General features: G+C 71.2%; 22 protein-coding genes and 3 tRNA genes. 11 read left to right on the top strand and 14 right to left on the bottom strand.

Annotated elements, in window-relative coordinates:
• From QM779_RS16255 to QM779_RS16245, 3 genes are read right to left on the bottom strand one after another with little or no spacing between them, the layout of a single operon-like run.
• Positions 1-492, bottom strand: coding sequence for a RidA family protein (locus tag QM779_RS16255; protein ID WP_428537329.1), 492 nt, complete (start codon positions 490-492; stop codon positions 1-3).
• Positions 492-647, bottom strand: coding sequence for a DUF4177 domain-containing protein (locus QM779_RS16250; protein ID WP_428537326.1), 156 nt, complete (start codon positions 645-647; stop codon positions 492-494). Before QM779_RS16250 ends, QM779_RS16255 begins: the two co-directional genes overlap by 1 nt.
• A gap of 52 nt (positions 648-699) precedes the next feature.
• Entirely contained in the window at positions 700-975 is a 276-nt protein-coding gene (locus QM779_RS16245) for a WhiB family transcriptional regulator (RefSeq protein WP_428537323.1), read from the bottom strand.
• A gap of 169 nt (positions 976-1,144) precedes the next feature.
• Here QM779_RS16245 and QM779_RS16240 point away from each other — a divergent pair, with 169 nt between their 5' ends.
• From QM779_RS16240 to QM779_RS16200, 9 genes are all read left to right on the top strand, one after another.
• Positions 1,145-3,496, top strand: coding sequence for a transglycosylase domain-containing protein (locus QM779_RS16240; RefSeq protein WP_428537320.1), 2,352 nt, complete (start codon positions 1,145-1,147; stop codon positions 3,494-3,496).
• Entirely contained in the window at positions 3,493-4,398 is a 906-nt protein-coding gene (locus QM779_RS16235) for a metallophosphoesterase (RefSeq protein ID WP_428537317.1), read from the top strand. The genes QM779_RS16240 and QM779_RS16235 overlap by 4 nt, the downstream gene beginning before the upstream one ends.
• 53 nt (positions 4,399-4,451) lie before the next feature.
• Positions 4,452-4,525 (top strand) — tRNA-Pro (locus tag QM779_RS16230).
• 212 nt (positions 4,526-4,737) lie between these two features.
• Entirely contained in the window at positions 4,738-6,057 is a 1,320-nt protein-coding gene (locus QM779_RS16225; protein ID WP_428537314.1) for a DUF222 domain-containing protein, read from the top strand.
• A 595-nt stretch (positions 6,058-6,652) separates the two neighbouring features.
• Positions 6,653-6,790, top strand: coding sequence for a hypothetical protein (locus QM779_RS16220; RefSeq protein WP_428537311.1), 138 nt, complete (start codon positions 6,653-6,655; stop codon positions 6,788-6,790).
• A 96-nt stretch (positions 6,791-6,886) separates the two neighbouring features.
• Positions 6,887-6,959, top strand: a tRNA-Trp gene (locus tag QM779_RS16215).
• Positions 6,960-7,255: 296 nt separating this feature from the next.
• Positions 7,256-7,333 (top strand) — tRNA-Tyr (locus QM779_RS16210).
• Positions 7,334-7,741: 408 nt separating this feature from the next.
• On the top strand, positions 7,742-9,355 hold the full coding sequence (locus QM779_RS16205) for a TROVE domain-containing protein (RefSeq protein WP_428537308.1): 1,614 nt from the start codon (positions 7,742-7,744) through the stop codon (positions 9,353-9,355).
• Between the two features lie 245 nt (positions 9,356-9,600).
• Entirely contained in the window at positions 9,601-10,041 is a 441-nt protein-coding gene (locus QM779_RS16200; protein WP_428537305.1) for a hypothetical protein, read from the top strand.
• Positions 10,042-10,116: 75 nt separating this feature from the next.
• Here QM779_RS16200 and phoA read toward each other — a convergent pair whose 3' ends face one another.
• The 7 genes from phoA to QM779_RS16165 all read right to left on the bottom strand — a co-directional run bounded on the left by phoA (position 10,117) and on the right by QM779_RS16165 (position 17,210).
• Positions 10,117-11,535, bottom strand: coding sequence for an alkaline phosphatase (phoA, locus tag QM779_RS16195; RefSeq protein WP_428537302.1), 1,419 nt, complete (start codon positions 11,533-11,535; stop codon positions 10,117-10,119).
• 135 nt (positions 11,536-11,670) lie between these two features.
• Positions 11,671-12,603 (bottom strand): non-homologous end-joining DNA ligase, encoded by a 933-nt coding sequence (gene ligD / locus QM779_RS16190; RefSeq protein WP_428537299.1) that lies wholly within the window; start codon positions 12,601-12,603, stop codon positions 11,671-11,673.
• A gap of 57 nt (positions 12,604-12,660) precedes the next feature.
• A complete protein-coding gene (locus QM779_RS16185; protein ID WP_428537296.1) occupies positions 12,661-14,019 on the bottom strand; it encodes a sn-glycerol-1-phosphate dehydrogenase in 1,359 nt (452 codons plus the stop codon).
• 22 nt (positions 14,020-14,041) lie between these two features.
• A complete protein-coding gene (locus QM779_RS16180) occupies positions 14,042-14,908 on the bottom strand; it encodes an HAD-IIA family hydrolase (RefSeq protein ID WP_428537293.1) in 867 nt (288 codons plus the stop codon).
• Between the two features lie 13 nt (positions 14,909-14,921).
• The gene (locus tag QM779_RS16175) at positions 14,922-15,404 is read right to left on the bottom strand and encodes a ribose-5-phosphate isomerase (RefSeq protein WP_428537290.1); all 483 of its coding nucleotides are present in this window, start codon (positions 15,402-15,404) and stop codon (positions 14,922-14,924) included.
• 94 nt (positions 15,405-15,498) lie between these two features.
• Positions 15,499-16,293, bottom strand: coding sequence for a DeoR/GlpR family DNA-binding transcription regulator (locus QM779_RS16170; protein ID WP_428537287.1), 795 nt, complete (start codon positions 16,291-16,293; stop codon positions 15,499-15,501).
• A gap of 20 nt (positions 16,294-16,313) precedes the next feature.
• Positions 16,314-17,210: a ribokinase gene (locus QM779_RS16165; RefSeq protein ID WP_428537284.1), complete on the bottom strand. Its 897-nt coding sequence runs from the start codon at positions 17,208-17,210 to the stop codon at positions 16,314-16,316.
• 112 nt (positions 17,211-17,322) lie between these two features.
• Between QM779_RS16165 and tal the strand changes: the two genes are divergently transcribed.
• Complete coding sequence (gene tal, locus QM779_RS16160; protein WP_428537281.1) at positions 17,323-18,411, top strand: transaldolase; 1,089 nt, start codon at positions 17,323-17,325, stop codon at positions 18,409-18,411.
• Positions 18,412-18,494: 83 nt separating this feature from the next.
• The gene (locus tag QM779_RS16155) at positions 18,495-18,833 is read left to right on the top strand and encodes a NifB/NifX family molybdenum-iron cluster-binding protein (protein ID WP_428537278.1); all 339 of its coding nucleotides are present in this window, start codon (positions 18,495-18,497) and stop codon (positions 18,831-18,833) included.
• 204 nt (positions 18,834-19,037) lie between these two features.
• On the opposite strand, the gene QM779_RS16150 is transcribed toward QM779_RS16155, so the two are convergent.
• Genes QM779_RS16150 through pdxA form a run of 4 tightly spaced genes read right to left on the bottom strand, consistent with a single transcriptional unit; the run spans position 19,038 to position 21,992 of the window.
• Positions 19,038-19,730: an SDR family oxidoreductase gene (locus QM779_RS16150; RefSeq protein ID WP_428537275.1), complete on the bottom strand. Its 693-nt coding sequence runs from the start codon at positions 19,728-19,730 to the stop codon at positions 19,038-19,040.
• 9 nt (positions 19,731-19,739) lie between these two features.
• Positions 19,740-20,498 carry a triose-phosphate isomerase gene (locus QM779_RS16145; protein WP_428537272.1) on the bottom strand — a complete coding sequence of 253 codons (759 nt, stop codon included), beginning with the start codon at positions 20,496-20,498 and terminating at the stop codon, positions 19,740-19,742.
• Entirely contained in the window at positions 20,498-20,956 is a 459-nt protein-coding gene (locus QM779_RS16140) for a ribose-5-phosphate isomerase (RefSeq protein ID WP_428537269.1), read from the bottom strand. Before QM779_RS16140 ends, QM779_RS16145 begins: the two co-directional genes overlap by 1 nt.
• Positions 20,957-20,984: 28 nt before the next feature.
• Positions 20,985-21,992, bottom strand: coding sequence for a 4-hydroxythreonine-4-phosphate dehydrogenase PdxA (gene pdxA / locus QM779_RS16135; protein ID WP_428537266.1), 1,008 nt, complete (start codon positions 21,990-21,992; stop codon positions 20,985-20,987).

Raw genomic sequence — 21,992 nt, 5'->3', positions numbered from 1 at the left:
TCAGAACGAGGCGGCGTTCGCCTCGACGACCAGCTCGACCTCGACCGGGGAGTCGAGCGGGAGGACGGCCACGCCGACCGCGCTGCGGGCGTGGCTGCCGCGAGGGCCGAACACCTGCTGGAGCAGCTCGGACGCACCGTTGGCGACGGCCGGCTGACCGGTGAAGGACGGGGCACTGGCCACGTAGACGACCAGCTTCACCACCCGCCGGATGCCGTCCACACCGCCGGCGACGGACGCGGCCGCAGCGACGGCATTCAGTGCTGCGGTGCGGGCCAGCCCTGCCGCCTGATCGGCAGTGACCTCCGCTCCGACCTTCCCGACGGCGGCCAGCGTCCCGTCGACGAACGGCAGCTGCCCTGCGGTGAACACCTGTCCGGCGGAGGTGACGGCCGGGAGGTAGGCGGCAACGGGAGCGGGAACCGCGGGCAGGTCGATCCCGAGGCCAGCGAGGCGGGCGGACGCCAGCACCTCGTCGAGCTCCTCGTTCATCACTCCACCGGGCGCTTCAGGTAGGCCACCAGGCTCTCCGCGTTCGGGCCCGGAACGATCTGGACCAGCTCCCACCCGTCCTGGCCCCAGTTGTCGAGGATCTGCTTGGTGGCGTGCACCAGCAGGGGGACGGTCACGTACTCCCACTTCGTCATGCGCCCAGTATCGAGGATGCCGCCGACAATGCCGATCCCGGGTCCACGCCGGTCACTCGCAGCGGCGTCCCTTCGGGCACAGGATGGACGTCCACGAGGTGATGTCGGTGCGCTGGCGAAGCAGCTGTCGGCGCTCGCGCTCGGTCATGCCGCCCCACACGCCCCACTCGATCCGGTTGTCGAGGGCCTCGGCCAGGCACTCGTTGCGGACCGGGCAGGAGTAGCAGACGGACCGGGCCCGCTTCTGGTCGGCACCCTCGGGGAAGAGCTCGTCCTGCAGTCCACGGCACTTGGCCTGAAGGGTCCAGTCGTCGACTCCGAGCGTCATTGCTCTGATCCTTTCGGGGGGTGACCCGCGCTGCGGTGTAAGCAATTGCTAGGTGTATGGCCGATGGTCTGTCAAGCACCGGAAGACTGTGAAGTGCAGATTCAGCGACTGTGGAACTGCTGGCACGTCACATTCCGGTGGTTGGGGAGCGTCACGTACCCTAGAAACCATGCGTATGGGGAGACGGCTGTACTCGTTGCTCATGTTCGCGGTGGTATCGGTGCTCGGCGGCCTGCTCACCGCGGGCCTGGTCGTCCCCATCGCAGGCATTGCGACCACCGCGGGCACGTCGGCGGTGACCAGCCTCGACAGCCTGCCGACCGCGCTCAAGGAGACCCCGCAGTGGGAGCGGTCGCGGCTGCTGAACGCGGACGGGACCGTCCTGGCCTACTTCTACGACGAGAACCGCATCTACGAGCCGCTGAGCAAGATCTCGCTGGTCATGCAGCAGGCGCAGGTGGCCATCGAGGACCATCGCTTCTACGAACACGGCGCGATGGACCTCCAGGGCACGCTGCGCGCGCTGGTCTCGACCAGCCAGGGCAACACCCAGGGCGGCTCCAGCCTCACCCAGCAGTACGTCCGCCTCGTCCTGGTCGAGCAGGCCGAGGAGAACAACGACGCCGCGGCGAAGGCCGCAGCAACCGAGAACACCGTGGCCCGCAAGGTGCGCGAACTGCGCTACGCGATCGCGGTGGAGAAGCAGTTCACGAAGGACGAGATCCTCGAGCGCTACCTGAACATCGCCTACTACGGCGACGGCGCGTACGGCGTGGAGGCCGCGGCCCGGCACTACTTCGGGGTGAGCGCGGCCGACCTGGACCTGCCGCAGGCGGCGATGCTGGCCGGCCTCGTCCGCAACCCGGTCGCGTCGAACCCCCGCACGCACACGCAGGTCGGCGTCCAGCGCCGCAACGACGTGCTCGACCGCATGGCCGAGCTGAACGTCATCACCGCCGACCAGGCGGCCGAGGCGAAGGCCACCAAGTTCGACGTCAAGAAGGTGACGTTCTCGCGGAAGGGCTGCGCGAACTCGAAGCTGCCGTTCATCTGTGACTACGCCCTCGAGGTGCTCAAGCAGCAGGCCACGTCCCTCGGTACCACCGAGGAGGAGCGGCTGGAGCGCGTGTACCGCGGCGGCCTGACCATCACCACCGAAATCGACCCGAAGGCGCAGAAGGCCGCGCAGAAGGTGGTCAGCAGGAACGTCGACCCGAGGGACCCGGCGATCGGAGTGGTCGTGATGATGGACCCGAAGACGGGGTTGATCAAGGCGATGGCCCAGAGCAGGCCGGAGATGGGCAAGAAGAAGGGCCAGACCTACTACAACTACGCGGTGGGCACCGGGTTCAACGGCGCGGACGGCTTCCAGGGCGGTTCGACGTTCAAGATGTTCGTCGCAGCGGCGGCGCTGGAGAACGGTTTCGGCGTCCAGACCAGCTTCCACGTCCGGGCCAGCAAGAACTACCAGGGCGAGACGTTCCAGTCGTGTTCGGGCTCGTTCAAGGTGTTGAAGCGCTGGGTGGTGGACGGCCCGGAGGTCGGCAACTACAACATGTACAACGGCACCGCGCAGTCGGTGAACAACTACTACGTGCCGCTGGAGCAGAAGGTCGGCCTGTGCAAGGTGACCAAGCTGGCCAAGCGGGTGGGCCTGCAGCTGGCCAGCGGTGAGGACATCGTCGAGAAGTTCAACGCGATCCCGTCCTTCACGCTCGGTTCGGCCGAGATCACGCCGCTGTCGATGATCACCGCGTACGGAACGATGGCCAACCGGGGCACGAAGTGCAACCCGGTGATCCTGAAGTCGATCACCAATGCCGACGGCGGGAAGTACGACGTGCCGAGCGCCGGCTGCAAGCAGGTGGTCGACCCGGAGATCGCCGACGCGGTGAACAAGGTGTTCCAGGGCCCGTTCACGAGCGGGACGCTGCGGTACGCGCAGATCCCCGGCTACACCCTGGCGGGCAAGACGGGAACGGTGCCGCTGAACAAGGCGGAGTGGTCGGTCGGCTACACGCCCAACCTGGTCGCCGCCGCCGTGATCAGCTACGACAACAGCCCCAAGTACAAGAAGTACTGGAACAGCAAGTACAGCTACCTCCGCAACGTCCGGCTGCCGCACTCGGGGACGTACCTGACCGGCTACGGCGCCGACGCCGGCAGCAAGATGCTCAAACCGGCGATGCAGCAGGCGCTGGCGGACATCGACGAGCACGACGAGTTCGCCACGGCGCAAGCGTCCGTGTTGAACGGCGACACGGAGTCCGTGCCGAGCTGCTCGGGCATGGGGTGGTCGAGCTGTCGGGCCGCCCTGTCCTCGGCGGGGTTCAGCAGCTACGTGACCTACCAGTACTCGGACACCGTCGCCAAGGGTGGCCTGATCGGCCTGACCCGGTCGGGCTCGGTGCCCAAGGGCAGCGAGATCGGCGTGATCGTGTCGAAGGGTCCGAAGCCGGAGCCCAAGCCGACGTCGAGCCCGACCCCGTCCACGGAGCCGACGAGGAAACCGCGCCGGTGATCGGCAAGCTCGCCGGCCGGCTCGCGCTGGCCGGCGCTGCCTGCGTGGTCTACGGGACGTTCGAGGCGCGGGCGTTCCGCGTCCGCAGGGTGACGGTGCCGGTGTTGCCGGAGGGGGCGCCGCGGCTGCGGGTACTGCACGTCTCCGACATCCACCTCGCCGCGCGGCAGGGAGCGAAGCTCGACTTCGTCCGGGCGCTGGCGGGGCTGGAGCCGGACCTGGTGGTGAACACCGGCGACAACATCTCGCACGCGGACGCGCTGGAGCCCCTGCTCGGGGCGTTCGGCCGGCTGCTGGACGTGCCGGGGGTGTTCGCGTTCGGCTCGAACGACTACACCGCGTCGACGTTCCACAACCCGCTGGCGTACCTCGCGTCCTCGACGAGCCGTGACGGCGTTCACGAGGACCGGGAGGTGCTCCCCACGGAGGCGTTGCGGGAGGGGCTGGCGTCCGGCGGGTGGAAGGACGTGACGGGTCACAAGGTGACGCTGGACGTGCACGGGCTGCGCCTGGAGTTCCGGGGCACCGACGACGCCCACCTGCACCGCGACGACTACTCGCTGGTGGCCGGACCGCCGGCCCCGGACGCGGACCTGGCGCTCGGGGTCACGCACGCGCCCTACGCGCGGGTGCTGGACGCGATGACGGTGGACGGGCTGCCGCTGCTGTTCGCCGGCCACACGCACGGCGGCCAGGTGTGCCTTCCGGGCTGGGGCGCGCTGACCACGAACTGCGACCTGCCGACCGCCCAGGCGAAGGGGCTGAGCCGCTACCACGCAGGCGACTACACCTCCTGGCTGCACGTCTCTGCCGGTGTCGGGACCTCCCCGTACGCGCCGTACCGGTTCGCGTGCCCGCCCGAGGTGACCGTCCTCACCCTCACGGCGGGCTCGAATGGCTGAGGTCGGCCAGTTCGGCTAGACTGCCACTCGGCCCTGACCCAGTCAGGGCTGTTCGGGGTGTGGCGCAGCTTGGTAGCGCGCATCGTTCGGGACGATGAGGTCGCAGGTTCAAATCCTGTCACCCCGACTCTGCGGTTAGCCGCTCCGACTAGGGATTATGTCCCCCGTCGGAGCGGCTTTCGGCGTCTTGCATCCTGGGCATCCGATCTCGGACGCCAACATTCGCCCGGCCGTACGACCTCACCGGGTCACCACGTTGGCGCTGAGTGGTCGACCGCCGGTTGCCTGCTTCGTACATGTGTTCGAATGACTGTCAGTGGCGAGTGTTTGACTAGGTACATGGACACGACGGGGTTGCTGCCAGCCGGTGAGGCGATCGACCAGATCACCGCGCTGCTGGACCGCATCGACACCGCCCGCGCCGGGGTGGACGCGGCGACCCGGTTGCGGTGGGTGCGGTCCGCGCGGGTCGCCCATCAGAGGCTCGGCGCGCTGGCGTCCGTGCTGACCGGCGAGGCGGATCGGGCGAAGGCGTCGGAGCGGACGTCGGGCACTCCCCTCTCCTCGTGGCTCGGCACCGGTGAAGTGCTGTCCAGGCGGGAGGCCGCCGGCGCGGTGAAGGCCGGGCGCGAGCTCGTCGAGCACCCCGATCTGGCCGAGGCGGCCACCGGTGGCCACGTCAACGGCGCGCAGACCCGTTCGATCGGGCGGGTGCTGGGCGCGTTGGCGCCCCAGCTGGACCCGTCGCAGCAGGTCCGCGCCGAACAGGTCCTGGTCGGTCTGGCGGCGACCATGGACGCCGACCAACTGCGCAACGCCGCGGGGCGGGTCCTGGAGGAGGTCGCTCCGGTCGAGGCGAACGCCCTGGCCGAGACGCTGTTGCAGCGCGAGCACGAGGCAGCGGTACGCGGACGGTTCTTCCGGCACCACTTCGACGGCGGGTCGATGCTGTTCGAGGGATCGGTCCCGAAGGCCGACGGCGCCCAACTGCTGGCCCTGGTGCAGGCCCACGCCGACCGTCTGCGGCGCACCGCCATCGAAACCCGTGACCCCCTCACGAACATCACCACCGGTGAGCAGCGGCGTGCGGACGCCTTCGTCGCCATGGTTCGATCCGCCGGCGAGGGCGGCGCCGACAACAGGGCGCCCGCGGCCCGGGTGATTGTGAAACTTGACTACGACAAGCTCATCTGTGGCGCGGCGGGCGCCGGCGTGCTGGACGACGGATCCCCGCTCTCGGCCGGTGAGCTTCGCCGGCTGTGCTGCGGTGCCGGCGTGCTGCCGGTTGTGGTGGACGGAAAGTCCGCCCCGCTGGACGTCGGGTACGAGCAACGCCTGGTCACCCGTGCACAGCGCGCCGCCCTGCACGTGCGCGACGGAGGGTGCGCGTTCCCCGGCTGCGACCTCGCGGCCGGCAGTTGCGAGGCACACCACATCGTCCCGTGGTGGGAGGGTGGACGAACCGACCTCTCGAATCTGGTCCTGCTGTGCCGACACCACCACGGCGTCATCGAGCCCGCACGCTACGGGCTCCGCGACCAGTGGAGCGTCGAGATCGCAGAGGACGGCCTCCCCGAGTTCCTCCCGCCTGCCCGATACGGACCCCCCCGACGGCCCATGAGGAACCGGAGGAGCACCCCACTGGACGACACCGGCTGATGGGTGGGAGCCGTGGGGGACGCCACCGCCGCCCCTCACAGGGCACCCAAGGCACCGGGGTGAACGTCACCGCCCCTGACGAGGACATCCATGAGACCGTGGTGAACAGCACCGCCGCCCGTGGTGGTGCTGCGCGCCGCGATCCTGAAGGCTCGGACACCGAGCGGCACGTCTGGAGGCGATCAAGGCGGCGCGGGAAGTGGGCATGTCGTGCTCAGCCATCGGACTCCTCGTCGGAACCTCCGGCGAGCCAGTCCGGCAGCGCTACGGGAACAAGGTGGCGTGACGAAGCAAGCCCCTCCTGCCGAGATCGAAGGCGAGAACCTCCGTGGCTCGCCTCGCTGTGGAGCATCCCGGCCAAATCCATGGCGAGGACGTCCTGGAGCCGCGGGAGATCTCGCAGATGCGGCCAGCGGCCGGCCATCGGCATCCAGCCGGCGGTCCGCTGGACGCTGACGCGGGGCGGAGCGTGGCCATGCCGTTCCCGCGCTCTCCGCCGATGAGCGCATCGAAAGGTGTTGACACGACCAGACTCCGTGTCCCATCCTGTAAGGCTGGCCGAACGGGCCGGACGAGATCGAAAGGCACGACCGTGTTGAGGATGCAGGGATTCGAGGTGCGCGAGCAGTCGCTCGCCGCGCTGCCCTGGCATGCCTATGCGTGCGCGTCCTCCGTCGAGGATCGCAACGGCAAGCCGAGCACCCGGATCGAGGCCGGGCCGCCCCTGGGGTGACCACGCACGCGCGTGGACCCAGAACCACAGGAGCCGCCCACCGGGAAGACCGGGCCGGGCGGCTCGTCGTGTCAGGACACCACACAGCACAACCATGCGGATCTAGCTCAACCGGAAGAGCAGCCGTCTCCAAAGCGGCAGGTTGGGGGTTCGAAGCCCTCGATCCGTGCGAAGTACCGCTCAACCCTGCGCGGGGCACCCGGTGGAAACGGGGCTCACTGTCACAAGGCCCGCGCAGGGGCGGTACGGACAACTCAACAGCGGCACCCTCGCGGTGCGGTGCGGGAAGCCAGCGGACGCCACGTCCGGCCCGACACCGTCCATGCGCCCAGGACCCACCCTGGCACAAGCGGTCGACGACCACGGAACTCGACCCGCGCGGGAACAACAGACAAATCGCCTGACGAGCCGGTGAGACTCCGGCGAAACCGCGCGTCCCCCATCGGGGCGCGGTCGCGGTCGCGATGCGCGCAGGCCCCAGGGTGGGGCAGCGGTCCGTAACACCGTCGCTTCGGCAGCAGGGTTCGATCCCCTGGCGCGCAACTGGCACACCCCGACGTCCGCGAGCCGGACGGAAATCGGTCATCACAAGTTCGACTCTTGTCAGGCGCACCCGGGCGCCTGCGCCCGTCGGTTGGGCACTCCGGTTCCACCACCACGCTCGGGACCTCCTGGACCGGCGTCGAGCCGGAGCGGATCGATCATCTGTGGAACGCAGTGTTGCGGGTTCGAGTCCCGTCGTCGCCTTTGGTGACGTAGCTCAAGTGGCAGAGCATGCGACATCGGTCAGCGCCCCCACGCTCGACGCCACTCTCGTCCGCGAACCGGAAGGGATCGGTTACCGGCTGTAAACCGGGCGTCTCACGCCGTCCTCGCCGGTCCCACCACCACGTTCGCGGACCCCCACTCTCGACACCCCACCCTGCTCATCGATCACGAAAGGAGACGAGCATGAACGACCTCTACGCGACGGTCAGCACCCGTCGCACGCCGCAGTCGGCACCCGCCGACCGTCGGCAGGAGCGCAACAACGGCGGTGGCTACGCCTTCACCGTGACCGAGATCGAGCGGGTCAAGAGGTTCCTCATCCTCGGCTCCGACGCCGGCTCCTACTACCAGGGCGCCGGTGAGCTGACCGCCCAGAACGCGCAGGCGGTCATCGACCTGGCCGCCACGGACGGACGGGCGCTGGTCGACCTGATCGTGGACGTGTCCGTCGGCGGAAAGGCCCCGAGGCAGGACCCGGCGCTGTTCGCGCTGGCGATCGCTGCGGCGGCGCCGGACGTCGACGTGCGGACGTACGCGCTGCAGGTGCTGCCGGACGTGGCTCGCACGGGCACGCACCTGCTCACCTTCGCCCGCTACATCGAGCAGTTCCGCGGCTGGGGACGCGGCCTGACCCGCGCGGTCGGCGCCTGGTACACCGACCAGCCGGTCGACCAGGTCGCCCACCAGACCGTCAAGTACCGGCAGCGGAACGGCTGGTCGCACCGCGACCTGCTGCGCCTGGCACACCCGGCGACCGTCGAGCCGGCCCGCAGGGCCCTGTTCGACTGGATCGCCGGACGCGAGGCCGTCGGCGTGCCGCGGATCGTCGAGGGTCACCTCAGGGCCCAGGCGGCCGGCGCCGACGTCCCGGCACTCGTCCGCGAGTACCGCCTCACCTGGGACATGCTCCCCGACGAGGCGCTCACGCGAGCGGCGACCTGGGACGCGCTGCTGGACGTCGGCATCCCGCAGACGGCGCTGCTGCGGCAGCTGCCCCGGCTCACCCGCCTCGGCGTGGTGGGTCCGCTCGGGACGGGACGCACCGCGGAGGTCGCGGCGCAGCTCACCGACCCGGCACGGCTGCGGAAGGCCCGCGTCCACCCGGTGAACCTGCTCGTGGCGCTGCGCACCTACGCGGCGGGACGCGGCAGGGGGTCGGCCTGGGAGCCGGTGTCGGCAATCATCGACGCACTCGATGCGGCCTTCTACCAGGCGTTCGAGTTCGTCGAGCCGGCGGGCAGGCGCACCCTCGTCGGCCTGGACGTGTCCGGGTCGATGGGATCGCCCGTCGACCGCACCTCGGGGATCACCGCCCGCGAGGTGGGTGCGGCGATGTCGCTGGTGATCAAGGCCACCGAGCCGGAGGCCGAGGTCTACGGCTTCACCGGCGGGAACACCCTCCGGGGACGGCTGCGGGGGCTCTGGGGAGCGACGACGTTCACCGACCTGGGCCTCTCGCCCCGACAGCGGCTCGACGACGTCACCCGGTTGGTCTCCCACCTGCCGTTCGGCCCGACCGACTGCGCCCTGCCGATGACCGAGGCCCTGGCCAGGGGGCTCGAGGTCGACACGTTCGTCGTCATCACCGACAACGAGACGTGGTACGGCGCCGTCCACCCGCACCAGGCGCTGCGGACGTACCGCGAGCAGACCGGGATCCCGGCGAGGCTCGTGGTGCTCGCCACGACGCCCACGCGGTTCACCATCGCCGATCCAACGGATGCGGGCATGCTCGACATCGCCGGATTCTCCAGCGACGTCCCGCAACTCGTGGCCGGGTTCTCCCGCGGGTTCTGAGCATCCAGGACCCGCACCCGCGGGCGGCGCTGACCGACGTCGGCGCCGCCCGCGGCCGGTGCGTCGCGCTGCCGTTCGGTGGCGGCCGTCCGGGTCGTGGTCCCGTCCTGTTGCTCCCGTCCGGGGGTGTCGCTGCGGGGTGGCCTGCGAATCTGCACCGTAGATCCGCCCTCGCCCACCCGACCCGGGCTCAGGCGGCGCCTGGTGGGCGATTCCGCAGGGCGGCGGCCGCTACGCTTCACGCCATGACGAACGCGGCGCAGCCGGATCCCGTACCCGGCCGGTGGCGGCTCTCCCCCGCGGCCGTGGTGGACGTCTTCGTCTACGTGGTCGTGCTGAACATCGCCGCGGAGTACCTCCCCATGGTGATCACCGAGACGTTCACCCTCTCGCTGCTCACCGCGGTCCTGCTGAAGGTCGTGCTCGAGGTCGTCGTGTTCTTCAAGAACCGGGTGAAGGCCCGGTTCAAGGCGGCCACCACTCCGGTCGGCAAGGTGGGCGCGGGGCTCCTGCTGTGGGCGATCCTGGTCGGCAGCAAGTTCGTCGTCCTCGAGCTCGTCGCCCTGCTCTTCGCCGACCAGGTGAAGCTCGGCGGCTTCTTCGCCGTCACCGGGCTGATCCTGATCCTGCTCGTCGCCCGCGCCGGCGTCCGGCGGCTGCTCGCCCAGCCCGACCCCGCCCTGTGACGAAGGGGCCCGGCCTCCCGGCCGAGCCCCTCCTTCACCGCGGCCGTGCTTTGGCGAACCCGGCCGACGTGTCGTTCACCGTCCAGTCTTGCTCTTCAGTCCAAGCGCCCGACGGATCGTGGTGTTCAGGTCGGTCTGGTCGGTGAGCCCGACGATGTTCGCCGCGCCCGGACCGTAGCCCGCGATCCGCAGCTGGGTGCCGGTGTGCTGCATGGACGAACCCTTCGCCGCGGTCGCGTAGTTGATGGTCATCGGGGCGTCGTCCGCGGTGAGCAGGTTCACCGTGATACCCGGCGTCACCGAGCCGGCCTCGACGATCTGGCTGGTGTGGGCGTGGTCGGCGGTGACGAAGACGGACGTGTTCCCGTCCCGCTTCGCAAACGCCAGTGCCGCCTGCACGGCCTCGTCGAGGTCGACGGTCTCGCCGATCTGGCCGCACGCGTTCGCGGCGTGGTCCTGCTTGTCGATGCTGGCGCCCTCGACCTGGAGGAAGAAGCCCTTGCTGCGGTCGGAGCTGAGCAGCTGGATCGCCTTGGTGGTCATGTCGGCCAGCGTCGGCTGGGTGTCCGGACGGTCGGGGTTGGCCGTGCACTTCGCCGGGTCCTTCTTGCCGCCGTCGGCCGTCGCCTCGGGACCCACCCAGCGGACGGCCATGTTGCCGGTCGCGAACAGGCCCAGCAGCGGCTTGCTCTGGTTGGCCTGCTTCACCGAGGCCAGTCCGGCCTTGTCGGAGACGAGCTGGTAGCCGCGCTCGACGGCCTGCTGCTTCAGCGTCTTGCCCGCGTACGCGCCGGCTGTCGCCGTCTCGTCGAAGGTCGCGGAGCCGCCGCCGAGGGTGACGTCCGCCCTCGTGGTGAGCAGCTGCTCGGTGATCGAGCCCGCGCCGCCGTTCTCGATGGCGTTGGTCGGACAGGTCTTCAGCGTCGCGGCCGGACCGTAGCACGCGCGGGCCGTCACGTGGGCCTCCTGCACGGCAGGGGTGGCGTCCTGGATCTCCGCGGTGGTGACGTTGCCGGTGCGCAGACCGGCCGCCTTGGCCAGCTCGACGAGGTTGGCCTGCGGGTTGCCCTTGATGTCGACGCCTATCGCGCCGTCGTAGCTCTTCGTGCCGGTCGCCCACGCGGTCCCTGTCGCCGCGGAGTCGGGGTCGTAGTCCGGCTTGCCGTCCTTCGTGAGCGAGTAGGTCGTGTACTGCCCGGTCAGCGGCAGCGCGTCGATGCCGGCGAAGCGTCCGGCCGCGCCCTTGGCGTAGTTGCGGGCGATCGTGATCTCGGAGTCGCCCATGCCGTCGCCGATCAGCAGGATGACGTTGCGGGCGCGTCCGCCCTCGACGGCCCTGCGGACCGCGTTGGTCCGGTCGCCGTCGTTGCGGTTGGCCGCACCCGGCAGGCTGAGGTCGAGGGACGGGACGGCGGTCGCGACAGTGGCGGCGGAGACGGTGATGGCCACGGTGGCCAGGCCGGCGCGGAGCAGCCGGCGGGAGCGGGAGTGCATGGGGTGCCCTTCTGTGGTGGAGGGCGCCAGCCCAGCAGCCGAAGGCGAACAGCCGGCGACACCGCGGTGGCGGCCGAATGACCACAGCCCGGACAGCAGCACCGATCCGGCGCGGAAGCCCGGTTTCGCGCCGGTCTACTCGGGGAGGCCGTCGCGGTCGGCCCACTCCAGGAGCGTGTCGAGGCGGTGGGCGACGTCGTCGATGGACGCGTGCGGGTCGCCCTGCGCGGCGAAGCGGGCGGGGACGGTGGCCAGCGTCAGGTCGCGCGGCTCGATCGCGTCCAGCTCGGACCACGTGAACGGGGTCGACACCGTGCCGTCGGGGACGCCGCGGACCGACCACGCGCTCGCGATCGTGTGGTCGCGGGCGTTCTGGTTGAAGTCGACGAACACGTGCCGGGGATCGCGGTCCTTGCGCCACCAGGTGGTCGTCACGTCCTCGGGCGCCCGCCGCTCGACCTCACGGGCGAACGCCAGCGCCGCCCTGCGCACCTCGCCGAACCCCCACTCCGGCGCGATCCGGACGTAGATGTGCAGCCCGCTGCCGCCCGACGTCTTCGGGTAGCCGACGATCCCGAGCTCGTCGAGGACGCCCTTGGCCACCCCCGCCACCTTCCGCACCCGCTCGAACCCCGCGTCCGGCATCGGGTCGAGGTCGATCCGCCACTCGTCGGGCTTCTCCACGTCCGCCCGCCGCGAGTTCCACGGGTGGAACTCCACCGTGGCCATCTGGACGGCCCACGCCACCGCCCCCAGCTCCGTGACGCACAGCTCGTCGGCCGTCCGCCCGTAGCGCGGGAAGTACACCTGGACGGTCTCCACCCACGGCGGCGCCCCCGCCGGCAGCCGCTTCTGGTGCACCTTCTCCCCGGCCAGCCCGGACGGGAACCGGTGCAGCATGCACGGACGCTCCCGCAGCGCGCGGACGATCCCGTCCCCCACGGCCAGGTAGTAGTTCGCGAGGTCGAGCTTGGTCCAGCCGTGCGCGGGGAAGTAGACGCGGTCGGGGCTGGTCAGCCGCACGACGCGCGGCCCGACCTCCAGTTCGACCGGTTCGGCCTTCACCATGGCGAGAACCTACCCATCCGCGGCCGTCACCGCCACGGTCCGGGCGGACGCGGATCGTCAGGCGAGAGCCTGCCGACCCCAGAAACCCTCGGCGGCGAAGAGCCGTCCGACAAGGGGCTCGAGCAGGCCCGCCTCGGCCAGCGTGTCCAGGATCGTGTACCGGGACCGGATCAGCTGGCTGCGCGCGTAGGTGGCCCGGAACTCCGCCCAGCCCAGCCCGATGTCGGCCGGGTGCGCGGGGGCCCCGGCCGCCCGCAGCATCACCTGAAGCTCGGCCGCGGGCACCAGGTGCTCGCGCAGGCGTTGCGAGAGAGTCGGCCACGCCGCAGCGAAGGCCTCCAGCCGCCGCCCGACACCGCGCGCGTCGGTGTACTTCGCCATCGTCTGCTGCACGGCGGCCTCGCGCAGGCCCGGCCGGGTGTGGTGGGAGAGGACGCGCCGCTCCATGGCCTCGGCGGACGGCCACGCGGCGACGGCCGCGTCCACGTCGAGCGAGGCGAGGTCGTCCGCCAGCAGCGCCTCGTACAGCGCGGTGACGGCCACCGTCCCGACCGCCACCTTGAAGCCGTGGGACAGCCGCCGCGGCACCACGTCGACGCCGAGCCCTTCCATCTCCCACAGGTGCGAGAACAGGTGCTCCGAACCCGACGCGGGCCGCGAGCCGTGGTGCGCCTGCATGGCCAGCCCGGACATCAGCAGGCCCTCGGCCAGCCCGCCGACCGCGTCCACGTCGCCGGCGGCGAGGGCTGCCGGGCGCGACAGCGCCGCGCGGAGCGGCCCCTGGACGAGCTCCCACACGCCCGCGTCGACCGCCTCGGCGCCGACGGCGTCCGCGACCAGCCAGTCGGCGCCCGCCGTGAGCTTGCCCAGCAGGTCGCCGTAGCCGGAGGCGGTCATCGCCGCCGGTGCGGCCGCCATCACGTCGAGGTCGGCCACCGCGAGCGCGGGCGCGGCGCCGTCGAGGGTCTGCTTGTAGCCGTCGACGGCGAGCGAGGCGCCGAACGCGGTGTAGCCGTCCATGGACGCGGCCGTCCCGACCACCGCGTAGGGGCGGCCGAGCTCGCCGCACGCCCGCTTGGCGAGGTCGTTGAGGGTGCCCGCCCCGACCGCCACCACGACGGCGTCGAGGTCGCGGACGGCGTCGCGCAGCAGCGCCGCGTTCTCGTACCGCGCGTACAACTCGGGCTCGCCCGGGAACACCCAGGGCTCGAGGACGCGGACGCCCGCGGCCGCCAGCGCGTCGTGGACGGCACGACCGGCGGCGGCCATCGTCCGCTCGTCGCCGACGACGACGGCCGCCCGGTCGCCGAAGACCTCCCGGAACGCGTCGGCCACCCGGCCGACCACGCCGCGTCCGATCAGCACCTGCCGGGTGTCGGTCGCGTCCGCCAGTGCCCTGGCGATGAGTTCGCTCATGGTCGTCTCTTCCGCTCCCGACTCATTCGGGGTCGGACGCGGTCCAGCCGAGCTCGTCCCACACCGACGGCGGCAGGAGGCGGTCGATCCGGTCGAGGACGAGCTGCGGCGCCAGGTGCGGCGGCAGCGCGGCGACGTCGTCCGCGGTCGCCTCCCCGGTGAGCACCACGGCGGAGACCATGTCGACATCGAGTGCCATCCTGATGTCGGTCTGGAGCCGGTCGCCCACCATGACGGAGCGCTCGATCGACGCGCCGGGCAGGGTGTCCATGACGGTCCGCAGCATGATCGGGTCGGGTTTGCCGAGGCTGCGCCGGCAGGTGGTGCCCGTGCAGGCCTCGATGGCCGCGGTGATCGCCGCGCAGTCCGGCTCGCCGCGTCCGCCGGGGAACGGGCAGAACCGGTCGGGGTTCGTCTGGATCAGGAACGCCCGCTGGTGGAACCAGATCGCGTCGAAGGCGATCTGGAGCTTGCGGTAGTCGAACGTCCGGTCGTAGGAGGCGATCACGATGTCGATCTCCGCCGGGTCCTCGCTCATCCGGATCCCCGCCGCGGCTAGGGCCCGCTTCAGCGGCTCCTCCGAGATCGGGAACACGACCGCGTCCGGGTGGTGTGCCACCAGCCAGGCGGTCGTGGTGACCACGGTGTTGGCGATGTCCTCCACGGGGGTGGGCAGGCCGAGCCGCGCGAGCTTGTCCGCGTACTGCTCGGGGTCCCTGGTGGGGTTGTTCGACAGGTAGCGGAGGGGAATCCCGCGCCGCCGCAGTTCGCCGATCAGCCGCGCCACCCCCGGCAGCAGGTGGTCACCGAGGAAGATCGTGCCGTCCATGTCGAACACGTAGGCGTCGTACAGGTCGCTCGGGTAACGCACGACGGCGGCAGGGGGCATCGGTCGGTTCTCCTCAGTCGCAGCGGACGGGATCGGCGGCCGGTCGCGGGTCGTAGGCGTCCAGCGCGGCGACCTTGGGCGCGGAGGACGAGGCCGGGTCGAAGGTGTACCCGAGCCACTCCGTCGTCAGCCGGCGGGCGAGTTCGAGGCCGATCACGCGCTGGCCGAAAGTGAGCACCTGGGCGTTGTTGGACAGCACCAGGCGTTCGACCGAGAAGCTGTCGTGCGCGACGGACGCCCGGATCCCGGGCACCTTGTTGGCGGCGATCGCGACGCCCATGCCCGTGCCACAGACGAACAGGCCGCGATCGGCCCTCCCCTCGGCGATCAGCCGGGCGCCGGCGACCGCGACGTGCGGGTAGTCGACGTCGTCGCCGGCCCCGACGCCGACGTCGATCACCTCGTCGACCCGGTCGTCCGCGGCCAGGTCGGCCTTGAGCTTCTCCTTGTACTCGTAGCCGGCGCTGTCGGCGGCCACCACGATCCGCAGGCCCATCGCTGATTCCTCCCGGGGGCGGCGCTGCTGTCGCCCGTCCTTCCCTGACCCGATCTTACATAGTTTGTGATAGATACACCAGTATTTGTGTGAGCTAGGTCGTCGCGCGGGTGACGGAAGGACCCACCGCGCGAAGGTGTTCGACCTCCGCGGCCGGCGTTCGGGAGTCGACCACGACGTGTGCGAAGTCGGTCAGCGCGGCGAACCGGTGCAGGGCCCTGCGCGCGAACTTCGTGTGGTCGAGCAGCAGGATCGGCTGCTCGGCGGAGGCGATCATCGCCCGCTTCACCTGGGCCACGTCCTCGTAGGGGTGGAAGCACTGGTCGTCGCTGATCCCGGACGCGCTGAGCAGGCAGTAGTCGGCCCGTACGCCGGCGACCATGTCCAGGGTCGTCTTGCCGAGCAGCGACTCGGCCCACGGCTGGTACTCGCCGCCGGTCACGAGCAACCGGGTGGTCGGCGTCCGGGACAGCTCGCGGGCGACCAGCAGCGAGTTCGTGACCACGGTGAGCGGGACGCCCGCCAGCGCGCGCAGCGTCCACAGCGCCGACGTCGAGTCGTCGACGAGGACGGAGCTGCCCGGGCGGACCAGGGCCGCGGCCGCTGCGGCGATCTCCTCCTTCTCCGCCGCGTGCTGCTCCATCCGCAGGGCCGCGCTCACCTCGCTCAGCCGGGACGCGGTCGCCGCCACCACCCCCCGCTGCTGTCGGGTGAGCAGGCCCTCCTCCTCGAGCGCGTCGATGTCGCGGTAGGCCGTCATCGCCGACACCCCGGTCTCGGCGACGATCTCCTCCACGCTGAGGGTGCCGCGTTGGGCCACCAGTTCCGCGAGCCGTCGCCGGCGCTGCCGCACCGCGTCCGCCGACGCCCTGCCCCCGCTCCTCGCCATCTGTGCCTCCGGTCGGTGTCTCAGCGCAGTTCTGCCAGCCGGCCGTAGGACGCCGCCGCGCCCAGGGACTGGACCGAGATCGCCGCGGCCCTCGTGCCGAGGTCGACCCCGTCGGCCAGCGGCCCGCCGCGGCCCAGCACGGTGGCAAGGCCGCCCACGAAGGCGTCGCCCGCGCCAGTGGTGTCGACCACATGCTCGACGTGCTCTGCCGCCCGCGCGATCCGCTCGCCCTCGTCCGTCACCGCCACGCTGCCGCGCGCGCCGAGGGTGAGCACGGCGCTCCTGGCGCCGAGCGCGAGGAGGCCGTCGAGCAGCCGGTCCGGGTCGTCGGCCGCGTCCGCCCCGAGCAGGAGCGCGGCCTCGGTCTCGTTCACCACGAGCGGGTCGCAGGCCCGCAGGACCTCGCTGTCGAGCGTCGACGCGGGGGCGGCGTTGAGCAGGAACCGGACGCCGCGGCGCCCGCACTCGGCCGCCATGAACGCGACGGTCTCCACCGGGACCTCGAGCTGCATCACGACCAACCCCACGTCCCGCCAGGCGTCCTCGCGCTCGCGCAGGAGCGCCGGCGTGACCGTGCTGTTCGCGCCCTCGCACACGATGATCGAGTTCTCCCCGTCCGGTGTGACCAGGATCACGGCCACGCTGGTCGGGGCGTCCACCCTGCCCAGGCCGGTGACGTCGACGCCCGCGTCGGCCAGCGCGTCGTGCAACAGGTCGCCGTTGCCGTCGCGGCCCACGCAGCCGAGGAAGGCGACGTCCGCCCCCAGCCGGGCGGCGGCCTGGGCCTGGTTGGAACCCTTGCCGCCTGGGATCACGACCAGCTCCGAGCCCGGCAGGGTCTCCCCCGCCAGCGGACGCCGGGCCGTGCGGACCACCAGGTCGGCGTTCGCCGAACCGACCACCAGGACTCGCGACATCGTGCCTCCTCGCGGGTCATTCTGGCATCCGGGGACGGGATCGTGGCGTCCGCCTTCACCGGGGTACACCCGCGGGGGAAGACTGGGACCGAGCACGAGCGAAGGAGGAGCGATGACCGACCGCCTCAGGGAACTGTCGGACGCCGGCGTCTCGATCTGGCTGGACGACCTGTCGAGGGACCGGCTGGACAGCGGGAACCTGGCGGGCCTGATCGCGAACGACTCGGTGGTCGGCGTGACCACCAACCCGACGATCTTCGCCGCGGCCCTCGCCCACGGCGACGCGTACGCCGGGCAGGTCGCCGCACTGGGTGACGTGCCGGTCGCCACCGCGATCAAGCACCTGTGCGCGACCGACGTCCGCAACGCCTGCGACCTGTTCGCGCCGGTGTACGCCGACTCGCAGGGCTTCGACGGCCGGGTGTCAATCGAGGTCGAGCCCGGGCTCGCCCACGACACGGACGCGACCGTCGCGCAGGCCGCCGAACTGCACGCCCTCGTCGGGCGCGACAACGTCCTGATCAAGATCCCCGCGACGCCGGAGGGGCTGCCCGCGATCGAGGCGACGATCGCGGCCGGGATCTCGGTCAACGTGACGCTGATCTTCTCCGTCGAGCGCTACCGGGCCGTGATGGACGCCTACCTCGCCGGGCTCGAGCGGGCCGCCGCCGACGACCGCGACCTCTCGCTGATCCACTCCGTCGCGTCCTTCTTCATCTCGCGGGTGGACACCGAGGTCGACCGGCGGCTGGAGGCGGCGGGCCACGCCGAGCTGGCCGGGAGGGCCGCGATCGCGAACGCGGAGGTCGCGCTCGGCGCGTACGCGGAGGTGTTCGGCTCGGAACGTTTCGCTGCGTTGGCCGCGCGCGGCGCGAACGTGCAGCGTCCGCTGTGGGCGTCGACGGGGACCAAGAACCCGGCCTACCCGGACACCCTCTACGTGGCCGACCTCGTCGCCCGCGGCGTGGTGAACACGATGCCGGAGAAGACCCTGCAGGCGTTCGCGGACCACGGCGAGGTCGGGGCGTCCATCGAGGGCCGCGTGGCGGAGGGGCAGGCGGTGCTGGACGCGGTCACCGCGGCGGGCGTCGACCTCGACGACGTCCACGCGGTGCTGGAGGACGAGGGCGTCGAGAAGTTCGTCGCGTCGTGGGATGAGCTCGTCGCCAGCGTGGCGGCCGCGCAGGCGAAGGTGCGCTGACCACCCACGGCGTCCGGCAGTGCCGATGCCAACGCCACGGGGACACTTTGCGATGATGGGGGCAGTCCAGCCGAGGAGAGCTCGTGATCGTCGCCACGCCCGTCACCGCCGAGGGCCAGTCCGCTGCCGCGTGGGGGCGCGCCCGCTGGATCGGGATCGCCGACGTCCGTGACGGCACGGTCTCCGCGTGGGAGATCCACGAGGTGGGCTGGGACGCCTCCCACGACGAGGGGACGCACGGCTCGCACCACGCCCGGATCGTCCGCTTCCTCAGGGAGCAGCGCATCGAAGCGGTCGTGGTCGACCACATGGGGCCGGGCATGGTCCAGGTGATGAACACGATGGGGATCCCGGTGCTGCCCGCGGCGCCGGGCGACGCGCAGGCGTCCGTCCTCGTCGCGCTGGACGCCGCAGGCTCCTGACCCGAGCGCGCAAGGGTTCGGGTCTCGAACGGTCCTGGGAGGAATCGCCCCGAGGACGCGCTCTCGGGTCCCCACACAGTCAATCCCGGCGATCGCGCGGGCAATTCCTCTCAGCCGACCCGGCCTGCGGAATTGCGCGCGGGATGACCCCGAAGACACCAGATCGACCGCTCGCGCCCATCCAGCGCGCAGATCCGCAGTCGCTCAGCGCTGCGGCGGACGCAGCACGACCTCGGCGACGGACGCGTCCGGCGGCAGGTCGATCGCCGCGACGACCTGCGCGGCCACCGTCCGTGGGTCCATGTACCGCGAGGGGTCGTAGGCGCCGCCCTCCTGGTCCCGGACGTGGTGCTGGAGCGGGGTCGCCGTGCGGCTGGGGAACACCGAGGTGACCCGGACGCCGTTCGCCGCCTCCTCGGCGCGCAGCGCGTCCGCGATCGCGCGCAGTCCGGCCTTCGCCGCGGCGTACGCGCCCCAGCGGGGGTTCACGGTGAGCGCTGCCGTCGAGTTCACGAAGACGACGGTGCCGCGCCCGGCCCTCAGCGCAGGGAGCGCCCACCGCGTCAGCGCGACCGGCCCGACCAGGTTGACCGCGAGCGTGTCCAGGAACGAGCCGGCCGTGAGGTCGGCCACCGGATCCAGTTCGGTGTTGCCCGCGACGTTCACCACAGAGTCCAGCCGTTCCGGAGCCCCGTCGAGCGCGGCCAGGAGGTCCTCGAGGTTGGGGTCGGCCAAGTCGGCCACGAGCGTCTGCGCGACGGGGAACGCCGTCGCGAGGTCAGCCGCCCTGGCGGACGTGCGCGCCACGAGGACGAGGTCGTCGCCCCGCGCCGCGAGGAGTTCTGCGACGGCGGCTCCGATGCCGGAGCCCGCGCCGGTGATCAGGTGCGAGGCCATGGCCTCACGCTACCTGCCGGGGACGGGGGCGAGCCCGGCGGCGATTCGGAGGAGCTCGAGGTAGCCCTCGACCTGCCAGGCCGACCGGCCGACGAACAGTCCACCGACACCCGGCACAGCGAGGGTCTCGGCGGCGTTGCGCTGGTTCACCGAGCCGCCGTAGAGCAGCGCGGTGACCTGGTCGCCGTACTCGGCGGCCAGGGCGGCGAACACGTCGGTGAGGTCCTCCGGATGCGCCTCGCGCCCGTGCTCGCCGATCGCCCAGATCGGCTCGTAGGCGATCAGCACCCGACCGGCGTCCCCGACCCCGGCCAGCGCGGCGGCCACCTGCCCGAGCACGTGGTCCACGCTGCCCCCGGCGTCGAACACCGCACCCGGCTCCCCCACGCACAGCAGCGGACGCAACCCGTGCCCCAGCGTGGCCCGCACCTTCCGGTTCACCGTCTCGTCCGTCTCCGCGAAGAACTCACGACGCTCCGAATGGCCGATCTCGACCAGCGCCGCGCCCGCGTCCGCGGCCTGCGCGACCGAGATCTCCCCCGTCCACGCACCGGCGTCCGCCCAGTGCGCGTTCTGGGCACCGAGCAACACCGGCGAACCATCGCCGAGGACGTCGTGGACGGCAGCCAGCGCCGTGGCCGGAGGGATGATGAACGGCTGCACGCCCGCCGGGGCGCCGTCCGCGAGCGCGTCCCGCAGCCGAGACGCGTAGTCCCGGGCGGACGCGAGCGTCCCGTTCATCTTCCAGCTGGTGCCGACCCACAGCATCAGGAAGCCTCGTAGGAGCAGATCGCCTCGACCTTGGACGCCGACGCCGAGGTGGCGTCGAACGTGTAGTCGAAGAACTCCCGCGCCAACCGCCGGGCCAACTCCACCCCGATCACGCGGGCGCCCAGGCACAACACCTGGCCGTTGTTGGACAGCACCAGCCGCTCCACCGAGAAGCTGTCATGCGCCGTACTCGCCCGCACGCCGGCCACCTTGTTCGCCGAGATCGCCATGCCCATCCCGGTCCCGCAGACCAGGATCCCCCGATCCGCCTCCCCCGAAGCGACCTGCCGGGCCACCGCCACCCCGACGTGCGCATACGCCGTGTCGTCGTCCGTGCTGCCCACCCCGAGATCGACCACCCGGTCGATCCGCGGATCGGCGGCCAGGTCAGCCTTGATCCGGTTCTTGTACTCGACGCCGGCGTTGTCCGCGCCGACCGCCACCACGTAACCCATCGTCCTGCTCCTTCTCGTCGGCGCCGGATCAGGCCGGGACGGCCTGGCGGTGCTCGATCGACATCCGCGCGTACTCAGCGGCCACCCGGGTGGACTCGACCATGCTGCCGCCGTTGGCGATTCCCTTGCCTGCGATGTCGAACGCGGTGCCGTGGTCGACGGAACTGCGCATGAACGGCAGGCCGAGGGTGATCGTGACCGCCTTCTCGAAGTCCAGCGTCTTGCAGGCGATGTGGCCCTGGTCGTGGTACAGCGACAGGATGCAGTCGTGGTGCCCGTCGAGGGCGAACGCGAAGATCGAGTCGGCAGGCAGCGGTCCGCGCGCGTTGATGCCGAGCGCCTTGGCGTCCTCGACGGCGGGGATCAGGTGCTCGATCTCCTCGGTGCCGAACATGCCGCCCTCACCGCCGTGGGGGTTGAGCGCGGCCACGGCGATCGACGGATTCTCGAACCCGAGCGCCCGCAGTTCGCGGTCGATGTCCTTCAGGTAGGTGAGGGTGCGCTCGCGGGTGATCAGGTCACAGGCCTCGCGCACCGACACGTGCCGGGTGAGGAAGAACACGCGCAGCTTGTGCACGTTGAACATCGTCAGCCCGTAGGTCGAGTTGGTGAGCGCCTGGAAGATCTCGGTGTGCCCGATGAACGGGACGCCGGCCGCCTTCAGCGCCGCCTTGTTGATCGGGGCCGTGGAGACCGCGTCCACGCGTCCGGCCAGGCCCAGCTCGATGGACTTCTCCAGGTACGAGTACGCGCGCAGCGCGGCGTCCGCCTGCACCTCGCCGTAGACGATCTGCGCGCCGGGAGCGGCGCCGGTGTCCAGCAGGTCGATCGTGCCGAACTCGAACTTCGCCTCCTCGGGTTCGCTGATCTCGTTGACCTGGATGGTCACGCCCTTCAGCTGCGCGGCCTGCTCGAGGTGTTCGCGCGCACCGATCACGAACGGCTTGCAGACGTCGTAGATCATCGGGGTCAGGACCGTCTCGAGGACGATCTCGGGGCCGACACCGGCGGGGTCACCGATCGTGATCGCGGTCAC

Origin of the sequence: Propionicimonas sp. (assembly GCF_049840635.1) — a bacterium.
Classification (GTDB): Bacteria; Actinomycetota; Actinomycetes; order Propionibacteriales; family Propionibacteriaceae; genus Propionicimonas.
Note: the sequence above shows the minus strand (reverse complement) of the source record. Positions and strands in the feature narration are given on the sequence as shown.

Coding starts and splice junctions, on each gene's coding strand:
- QM779_RS16175 (WP_428537290.1), bottom strand. CDS start 15,404: ATGGGCCTGCGGATCGTGGTGGCCGCCGACAGCGCCGGCTACGAGTAC.
- QM779_RS16255 (WP_428537329.1), bottom strand. CDS start 492: ATGAACGAGGAGCTCGACGAGGTGCTGGCGTCCGCCCGCCTCGCTGGC.
- QM779_RS16250 (WP_428537326.1), bottom strand. CDS start 647: ATGACGAAGTGGGAGTACGTGACCGTCCCCCTGCTGGTGCACGCCACC.
- QM779_RS16145 (WP_428537272.1), bottom strand. CDS start 20,498: ATGCTGTGGGTCGGCACCAGCTGGAAGATGAACGGGACGCTCGCGTCC.
- QM779_RS16205 (WP_428537308.1), top strand. CDS start 7,742: ATGAACGACCTCTACGCGACGGTCAGCACCCGTCGCACGCCGCAGTCG.
- QM779_RS16150 (WP_428537275.1), bottom strand. CDS start 19,730: ATGGCCTCGCACCTGATCACCGGCGCGGGCTCCGGCATCGGAGCCGCC.
- QM779_RS16200 (WP_428537305.1), top strand. CDS start 9,601: ATGACGAACGCGGCGCAGCCGGATCCCGTACCCGGCCGGTGGCGGCTC.
- tal (WP_428537281.1), top strand. CDS start 17,323: ATGACCGACCGCCTCAGGGAACTGTCGGACGCCGGCGTCTCGATCTGG.
- QM779_RS16240 (WP_428537320.1), top strand. CDS start 1,145: ATGCGTATGGGGAGACGGCTGTACTCGTTGCTCATGTTCGCGGTGGTA.
- QM779_RS16140 (WP_428537269.1), bottom strand. CDS start 20,956: ATGGGTTACGTGGTGGCGGTCGGCGCGGACAACGCCGGCGTCGAGTAC.
- ligD (WP_428537299.1), bottom strand. CDS start 12,603: ATGGTGAAGGCCGAACCGGTCGAACTGGAGGTCGGGCCGCGCGTCGTG.
- QM779_RS16180 (WP_428537293.1), bottom strand. CDS start 14,908: ATGCCCCCTGCCGCCGTCGTGCGTTACCCGAGCGACCTGTACGACGCC.
- QM779_RS16245 (WP_428537323.1), bottom strand. CDS start 975: ATGACGCTCGGAGTCGACGACTGGACCCTTCAGGCCAAGTGCCGTGGA.
- QM779_RS16170 (WP_428537287.1), bottom strand. CDS start 16,293: ATGGCGAGGAGCGGGGGCAGGGCGTCGGCGGACGCGGTGCGGCAGCGC.
- phoA (WP_428537302.1), bottom strand. CDS start 11,535: ATGCACTCCCGCTCCCGCCGGCTGCTCCGCGCCGGCCTGGCCACCGTG.
- QM779_RS16185 (WP_428537296.1), bottom strand. CDS start 14,019: ATGAGCGAACTCATCGCCAGGGCACTGGCGGACGCGACCGACACCCGG.
- QM779_RS16225 (WP_428537314.1), top strand. CDS start 4,738: ATGGACACGACGGGGTTGCTGCCAGCCGGTGAGGCGATCGACCAGATC.
- QM779_RS16165 (WP_428537284.1), bottom strand. CDS start 17,210: ATGTCGCGAGTCCTGGTGGTCGGTTCGGCGAACGCCGACCTGGTGGTC.